The sequence below is a fragment of the Xanthomonas bromi genome, from assembly GCF_900092025.1.
GTDB lineage: Bacteria > Pseudomonadota > Gammaproteobacteria > Xanthomonadales > Xanthomonadaceae > Xanthomonas > Xanthomonas bromi.
Genome location: NZ_FLTX01000121.1, coordinates 1 through 1603, shown reverse-complemented (window position 1 = coordinate 1603; position 1603 = coordinate 1). Strand labels below are relative to the sequence as shown.

1 protein-coding gene is annotated in these 1603 nt (G+C 67.5%); it reads left to right on the top strand.

The window, feature by feature from the left end; translation table 11 throughout:
• Positions 1 to 1603, top strand: a 1603-nt coding sequence (locus tag XBLMG947_RS20785) for a type VI secretion system Vgr family protein (protein ID WP_139074478.1), incomplete at both ends; no start/stop codon positions are given.

Here is a 1603-nt window from a genome sequence, read left to right as displayed (position 1 = left end):
CTGAGGGATTACAGCGCGCTATCGCCCTACTACGCCAGCGACAGTGCCGAATACCAACGCTATGCGAGGGTGCGCCAAACCTGGCACGACCAACGGGCCAAGACCTGGTATGGCGGCGCCACCACGCCCGGCCTGGACGTCGGCACCTATGTCGAGATCGCCGATCATCCGTCGCTGGCCGAGGACAGCAGCGAGCAGCGCCAGTTCGTGGTGACCGAGCAGTTCCTGGACATCACCAACAACCTGCCAGCGGACATGACCCGCCAGTTGCCGAGCGGCTTGCTGGGGCTTTGCTCGGCCGACGTCGGTCCGCCGCCGTCGCTGGCGGCGGTGCCGCCGCCACCCGAAGGGGCCGCGCAATACCAGCGCTTTGCCGGCGTGCGGCGGGGCATGGCCTTGGTCCCGTCGCGTGTCCCATCGCTGCGCCGGCCCACCGCATCGGGACCGCAGACCGCCACGGTGGTCGGCAAGGCCGGCGAGGTGGTCGATACCGACGAAATGGGGCGCATCCTGGTCCAGATGCACTGGCCGTTGGCGCAGGAGCATGCCAAGGGCGGCGCCGGCTACGACGAACGCTCCAGCACGCGCGTGCGCTATGCCTCGCCCTCGGCCAGTGAGGGGTTTGGGCATCAGTTCATCCCGCGCGTGGGCGATGAGGTGTTGATCGAGTTCCTGCACGGCGATATCGATCGGCCGATCGCGGTGGCGGTCATCCACAACGGCCGCCGCCCCACCGCGGCGTTCAGCGGTGCCAGGGGGCTGCCGGGCAATCGCACGCTCTCGGGCATCCTGACGCGCGAGCATAACGGCAGTGGCGCCAATGAATTGCTGTTCGACGACACCACCGGTCAGCCGCGTGCGCGCCTGGCCAGCACCCATCATGCCAGTGAGTTGAATCTGGGCTACCTGACCCATGCGCGAAAAGATGGAGAGGCGGCTGCCCGTGGCGAGGGCGCCGAGCTGCGCACGGATGGCGCGGCCGCCTTGCGTGCTGCGCAGGGCATGCTGTTGACCACGCAGGCACAGGTCGCCGCCAAGGGGGAACACCTGGAGCGTGACGCGCTGCTGCAACTGCTGGCACAAACACAGGAGCTGGTCAAAACACTTGCCGAGGCGGCACAGGCACAACGCGCCGTGCCGGCTGACACGGCCGCTCAGCAAGCACAACGCGACGGGCTCGCGCAGTGGGACGGCGGCAGCAACATCAAGCCCAACGGCACTGGTGGCGGGCAGCCGCTCCTTGCGATCTACGGTGAGGCGGGCATCGCCGCCGCCACCTCCAAGTCGATGCTGCTGTCGGCAGCCGATCATGTGGACACCGCAGCCGATCGACTGCAGCAGGTTGCCCGGAAGCAGTGGGTAACCCATGCCGGCGAGCAAGCGTCGGTGTTCTCCCAGGGAACTGCTGGCCAGGCCAATGCCATCGAACTGATCGCTGCGCGCGGGACGGTAGAAGTGGCTGCCCACGGTGGTGATCTGCATCACTCGGCATCGCAGGCGCTCCGCATCGAAGCAGGTAACCAGATCGTGCTGGCCTGCGCCGATGGTCCGATTAAGATCGTCGGTGGTGGCGGTTGCCTGTTCCAGATGGAGGGCGGCAACG